The 6354-nt window shown below is 35.9% G+C and carries 5 protein-coding genes and 1 pseudogene; 3 read left to right on the top strand and 3 right to left on the bottom strand.

The window, feature by feature from the left end:
* The 3 genes from GO685_RS02725 to GO685_RS02715 all read right to left on the bottom strand — a co-directional run.
* A partial coding sequence (locus tag GO685_RS02725; RefSeq protein WP_343033207.1) for a transposase occupies positions 1–202 on the bottom strand: 202 nt, incomplete at its 3' end.
* Positions 203–732: 530 nt separating this feature from the next.
* Complete coding sequence (locus GO685_RS02720) at positions 733–1317, bottom strand: hypothetical protein (protein ID WP_175937472.1); 585 nt, start codon at positions 1315–1317, stop codon at positions 733–735.
* Positions 1314–1925 (bottom strand): hypothetical protein, encoded by a 612-nt coding sequence (locus GO685_RS02715; protein WP_175937471.1) that lies wholly within the window; start codon positions 1923–1925, stop codon positions 1314–1316. The genes GO685_RS02720 and GO685_RS02715 overlap by 4 nt, the downstream gene beginning before the upstream one ends.
* A gap of 168 nt (positions 1926–2093) precedes the next feature.
* Here GO685_RS02715 and polA point away from each other — a divergent pair, with 168 nt between their 5' ends.
* From polA to GO685_RS02700, 3 genes and pseudogenes are all read left to right on the top strand, one after another.
* Entirely contained in the window at positions 2094–4679 is a 2586-nt protein-coding gene (gene polA, locus GO685_RS02710; protein ID WP_175937470.1) for a DNA polymerase I, read from the top strand.
* 51 nt (positions 4680–4730) lie between these two features.
* Positions 4731–5810, top strand: coding sequence for a hypothetical protein (locus GO685_RS02705; protein ID WP_175937469.1), 1080 nt, complete (start codon positions 4731–4733; stop codon positions 5808–5810).
* A 120-nt stretch (positions 5811–5930) separates the two neighbouring features.
* A pseudogene (locus GO685_RS02700) lies at positions 5931–6269 on the top strand (DUF6444 domain-containing protein); the annotation flags it as partial.
* Between the last annotated feature and the right edge of the window lie 85 nt (positions 6270–6354).

The following is a 6354-nucleotide window of genomic DNA, read 5'->3' as shown; positions in this document are numbered from 1 at the left end:
CCAAATCTGCCTCTTGTCTATATTTAAGCAACTTTTCCCAAGTTTTCTTTTCACACCACCTTTTAAATCGCCTGTGTATACTCCTGTAATTGGCATATATTTTAGGTAAAAGCCTACACTGGCAGCCACTTTTGGCCATGTACCACACTGTTTCCACAAATATTCTCAATTTCTCTTTGCTCTTGCTGTGTATTCCTTTCACGCTTTTCAAAAAACTAAAAACTTGTTTTCAATTTCCTTCTTTTATATAATATGCCATTTAGTAATTTCTCTATTTGTAGCTAAGTTAAACTACCAGTTTTTGCTACATCTTTCCTTATTTTCTCATGATAAACTTTTTTCACAGAGACTAGCTATAAACATTAAAAAATTTACCAAGCAAAAAAAGCAAAAAAACTCCGAGTGGCGAGTTTTGACTCTATAATACTTTAAATTGGCGCTATAATAATTTGCTGACGCTTAGTTCAAGCGCGATTTGGCTGAATGTAGAAAAAATGAAAAAGACACGCAGCCGCTATAATTTGATACAATCTGCCAAAAAATACCCTGAGTTTTTTACTGAATTTTGTCATTGAGCCTGCAGATCAAAAACAAGTTTTGAGTTCAGAAATACCCTTGTTGTCATAATAAAGGGTAACGGCGAAGGTTGTCAAGTAGTTTTTTCGCTTCATGGCATACCAAAAACTGGCTAGTTATGCAAGAGTCTATTGCAGCAACGGTGGACTCTGTTTCTCAGGACCTGGAGTGCTGCGACTGTTGAACTGTTTGTACAGATTTTATAATTGAATCTGGTGATGCGCTTCTACTTTCCCTCAATTTACGAATATATTGGTCATCTTTCAAGTCAAAGTTCTTTCTGCTTTTACTCATTTCATTCTTTAAGTCTTCATATATCTCTTTTAGCGCTCTCTTATCTCCTTTCTTTTTTATGTTACCACTTTGCAATAGACTTTTAACCTGATATGCATCATATCTGAGCAAGATTTGTTTATCTTCATACACAGAATTAGCTCTATCTAGGATTTCCTGAAGGGATTTGTACACAAAAGATCTTGAATTCAGAAAGTCATTACAGTTATCGCATGTATAGTGTCCATACTGCCGAAAATGCTCTTGTACTATTTTATCTATTCCCTCTAGATGCTTATTATTAGAGTTACTTGCATCACGAGATTTATTTACAAAATCTAAAATTCTTGAGTCTTTGTCACTTTCAAACTTTCTATCAAGCTCAACTCCCCATCTAGCTCTTGTTACTTTCTCTAATTGAGAATTCAGCTCCTTCTCTTTAGCTTTCTGTTCTTTGGACTTTATCAATATAAATGCTTTACTCTGCTTCTTAAGGCTAGTGAGCTTCTGCTGCAGAGCATTTTGTCTATTCTGTAGAGCTTTAATTCGATCATCAAGGCTAACAGTTTGCTCAACTTTTTTCTGAGGTTTGCTTTCTGTCTGAGAAAACTCTTTCCTAAGTGTAGTAGAGTTATTTGGCTTTTTAGAAATAGTTGGAACTTCAACTTTTTTTGGCTAAGCACCTTCCTGCCACTCCTTCTAATTCCAGCAAACTCTTGCTGGCCTGAGTTCTGCAGTTGTTGTTGATATTTGTCATCTTTTACTGCATTGCACGATCTCTCGCTTTTACTTGATATCGAACTTGTATCAAACATTTCGCTCTCACTTATTGTGCTGGAGCTTGACGATACTCCACTATTACTTGATATTGCATCAGAGTCAATGCTAAAAGTTGACAAGGGGTGCGCTCTATCTTTTTCAAAAGTTCGGTTATTTGCTTTAGCTTTTGATCTAACTTCTATTAGTATTTTTTCACTTTTGACTGAAGCAGGGTCAGGAATAATCGGGTTACTGATAGCCTTTATAGGCTGAACCGCTGATTTCGACCTTTTTGATTTTCCCGTCTTTTTACTCATTTCAAACCCTCAATTTATTATCAATACAACTTAATTTTAAATGATAACTATTAACTATGCATAAATATTATTTTTGGCGAAGTCTCTTGCGATGCTCAAAAGTAGAAACAAAGGCTTGATTTTTATATCCAAATAATAGACTATCAAAGGCACACATAAATATCTACAATGCAAGAAAAAACTTTCACAATCATCGATGGTTACGGCTTTCTTTTCAGAGCTTATTACGTTTTGCCTCATTTAGTTACCTCAACCGGTATGCCAATAGGTGGCGTGTATGGCTTTCTAAACATGGTTCTTAAGTACATTACTCACTCGGATTACTTGACCATAGCATTTGACTCTGGCAAAAAAAATTTCAGGCACGATTTATACCCCGAGTACAAAGCAAATAGGGTAACTCCTCCTGAGGACCTGATTCCACAGTTTGCAATACTGAGGGAAGCAGTAGAAGCCTTCAATCTCAGCTATGAAGAGATTGAAGGCTATGAAGCAGATGACATAATTGCAACACTAGCTGCGAAATACGCCAACCACCAAGACTTTAAAACGGTAGTAGTTTCGTCAGATAAAGATTTGTTTCAACTCTTGAATCACAACATTTTAATATTCGACCCTATCAAAAATATATACATAGATGAAAAACAAGTAATAGAAAAATTTGGTGTAAATTCAAACAGGCTTCTTGATTTATTTTCTCTAACTGGAGATGCATCTGATAACATCCCGGGCGTTCCAGGAGTAGGTCCAAAGACTGCAGCTAAATTGCTTGATGAATTTGGTTCCTTGGACAATATTCTGGAAAACATTAGTAGCATTGAGCAAACGAGGGTACGTAATATTCTTACCGAACATAAGGAAAAAGCACTAATTTCACGAAAACTTTTATTACTATGCGAGAAAGTAGATCTTCAGCATGATGTTGCAAAATATGAAGTTCATCCTCCAAATATGGAGAAATTGTTATCCTTTCTAAAGAAGTATGAGTTTAATTCATTGATAAACAAAGTGGAGAAGCTTTTTTCCTATAATAAACCCAGCGCGGAAAAGAAATTAGAATATAGTAGTGAAGAGTTGGAAAAATTTTTGGAGCACTGCAGATATGAAGGCAAAATCGCAATCTATTGCCACTTTGAAAACAATGTACTCAGCAAAACCTCCTTGTCTTGCAGTGAAGATGATATTTTCTACATAGATCAAAACTGCCTACAAGATACACTAATCACAATCAACTCAGTTTTGTTTTTAAATGGGGTGCTTAAAATAATACATGATGTTAGACAGGTCAGAGAAACATTTCCTACAATAGAAAAAGTGCTAGGCTCAGTTGATGATTTGATGACAATGTCATATAGCCTTGACACAGGAAAGCACGACCACAGCATTCCAAACATAATTGCACATAACTTGAGTGAAAATGTAGAGGTTTTCTCAGCAAAAACTTTAATAGCGATCCATGAAAAGCTAACACAAAGATTGTTCCAGGAAAAGCTCTTTACAATTTACGAGCGCTTCGATAAGCCGCTTATGAAAGTGATACTCAGCATGGAAAAAAATGGAATATTACTAAACATTCAAAAACTGCAGGAATTGTCTGATAAATTTCAACAGTTACTCACTGTGCTTGAGAATGATATATATAATTTGGCAGGAGAAAGATTCAATATTGCTTCGCCAAAACAATTAAGTGATGTTTTGTTTAATAAAATGGGGCTTAATAAGAAGAAAAAGTTAAAATCAGGATCGTATAGCACAAACTCTGAAGTACTAGAAGGACTTGAAATGGAAGAAGCTGAAATTGCAAGTAAGATTTTAGATTGGCGACACTTAAGCAAGCTAAAGGGTACCTATACTGATGCGCTAATAAAGCGGGTTGACCCTCTTGATGGTAGAGTACACACGAGCTTCTCAACAACTGCAACAGGTAGGCTTAGCTCCAGTAACCCTAATCTACAGAGTATTCCTATCAGAAGTGAAGAGGGAAGCTTTATCAGGCAAGCATTTATTGCGCCAAAAGGACACAAGATAATTTCTGCCGATTACTCACAGATAGAATTAAGACTCTTGGCACATATTGCAGATGTTGCAGCATTTAAAGAGGCTTTCGCAAATGGACAAGACGTTCACAATATCACCGCAAGGCAAGTTTTTGGAGTGAGAGAAGGTGCAGAGATAGATAAACAGCTAAGGCAAAAGGCAAAATCCATTAATTTTGGTATTATATATGGCATTAGCCCGTTTGGCCTTGCAAGGCGGTTTAAAATTACCGTTGAGGAAGCTGCTGAATACATTGATTATTATTTCTCCTGTTATCCAGAGATAAAGGTCTATATGGAAAAGGAGATGTCCATCGCGAGACAGCACGACTATGTAGAAACTTTGTTTGGTAGAAGATGCTTTGTAGAAGACATAAACAATAAAATCCCTTACCTAAGGCAATTTGCAGAAAGGGCAGCGATAAACGCACCCGTGCAAGGAACTGCTGCTGATATAATAAAAAGTGCAATGATTCGACTTTTTGATCAGTTAAAAGCTGGTAAAATAATTCTCCAAGTTCACGATGAGCTACTAGTCGAAGTAGAGAACGATAAGGTACAAGAAACAGCAAAACTTGTGAAAGACGTAATGGAAAATGCAGTAAAAATTTCTGTACCGCTTGAAGTGGAGGTAAAAATTAGCGAAAACTGGGGCTCAAATTTTCTTAATTATGATTTAAACGCTGCAAATTCCGAGAGTATAAATCATTTGAACTAATATAAAAAATATGCTACAACTAAAACACAGGTAAATGCAAATAGATCATTTATGACAGTTAAAACATCATCTTCACCAGCAAAAAACCAAGAGCTGCCTAGTAAGGTAACTAACGAAGATAAGAAAATTTTTGAAAAAAAGGAACATCAGTTAATCTATCGTGCTTTTCTAGATACTTTAGAAAACCCAGAAAAGCAAACACAACAGGAGATGGAGGAAATAGCAAAGAAACTGCAAGAGAAACTTTCAAAGGAGCAAGAACAAAAATTACTGGGTAATCTGAAGTTATTAAAGGAACGGGTACCTCGACTACAGAATAAAAATGAAAAGAAAATTTTTACTTTTGTACTTGAGAATAGAGGAAAGATATTCAACGATGTTAATCAAAAAATAAAGTCACTAAGTGAAGAAAATTTCCTTCAGTTTTTAATTTCCGTATTTGAGAAAATTAGAGAAAAAAATTTAGCTAGCAAAGAGAATTTAGAGAATAGTAAAATAAAAGAAGTAATTAATGAGTGTATAGATGATATACGCGGTACAGAAGCTAAAGATTCACTTATAAAGCTTGCTGGGTGGCCGTTTGGAATAAAGATAGATCCTAAAAACGTTTCTGGCTCCTTGATGAGTGGGCTAAAAGAAAAAGTACCATTTTTAGGTGGAGGTAAAGAAAAAGATGAGCCACCACTTAGTGATGAAGAAATGGTAACAACGTTCTTACGTAAATCTTTACTTCCTGTTGCTCTTTTTGCTTTTACGGCACTAATCTTTGGCACTGGCCCAATTATGCTAAGTATTGCTGTTGTTGGACTTTTAGTCACTGAAGTAAATGCAGTCAAAAGTCTTTTTTCAAATAACAGGAAAGGTACTTTGTATAACCCTGATGCTGAAAAGGAGAAAGAATGGGGTGGTAAAATTAGTAGTAAAATTAGTGACATTCTAAAAACTCCAGTTAAGGGAGCTGGAAGAGATAATCAACCTGCTTTAGCAGAAGAGCGGCTTACTCAAAAGGGTAAGCTGCCTACTGAGCCTGGGCAACGAGCCAATGGAGCAGAACGAAAACAATCCTTTCAGAAGCAAGAAGACGAGCGACGAAAAGAAGCAGAAAATCAGGCCAATACTCCTAACTTATAACTCGGTTGTATCTGTTCAGCGGAATAGTAAAATGAGATAGACAAGATGCGCTAAAAAGGTAGTCATAGAGCAAAAGTGAGGTAATATGGCAAATCTTTTAGAACTTTGCAAAACTTAAAAATAGAGATAGAAAATTTAAAAGCAGAAAATAAAGCTCTGAAGGTTGAAAACGCTCAATTGAAGGAAAAGCTTGGTTTAAACTCAAAGAATTCATCTCTGCCTAGCTCGAAGGAACTGTACAAGATAAAAAAGAATAAGCCAAAAAGCGAAAGGAATGTTGGCGGCCAGGTGGGGCATAAGGGTAATTATCGCGCTAAAATGGAAGCAGATGAGGTGATAAAAGTAGAGTTGTTATCTGCTTGCGAATGCGGGGGAGAGATTGCAATATGTGAAAAATCCTATATTCATCAAAAAGTTGATCTTCCGGAAATCAAGCCGTATGTAGTGGAATATCAGCTAGTCTCTGTGAAAAAAGTTTATCATGAGAAAATAAGGAAAGATGTAGCAAAAACTGGTAGTTTAACTTAGCTACAAATAGAGAAAC

Origin of the sequence: Wolbachia endosymbiont of Madathamugadia hiepei, from assembly GCF_013366855.1 — a bacterium.
In the GTDB taxonomy this organism is placed as follows: domain Bacteria; phylum Pseudomonadota; class Alphaproteobacteria; order Rickettsiales; family Anaplasmataceae; genus Wolbachia.
The sequence above is the reverse complement of the archived record's forward strand: the minus strand, read 5'-3'. Positions and strand labels throughout refer to the sequence as shown.

What these genes read in the sequence shown, in the direction of transcription:
- GO685_RS02705 (WP_175937469.1), top strand. Translation starts at nt 4,731, where the DNA reads ATGACAGTTAAAACATCATCTTCACCAGCAAAAAACCAAGAGCTGCCT.
- GO685_RS02715 (WP_175937471.1), bottom strand. Translation starts at nt 1,925, where the DNA reads ATGAGTAAAAAGACGGGAAAATCAAAAAGGTCGAAATCAGCGGTTCAG.
- polA (WP_175937470.1), top strand. Translation starts at nt 2,094, where the DNA reads ATGCAAGAAAAAACTTTCACAATCATCGATGGTTACGGCTTTCTTTTC.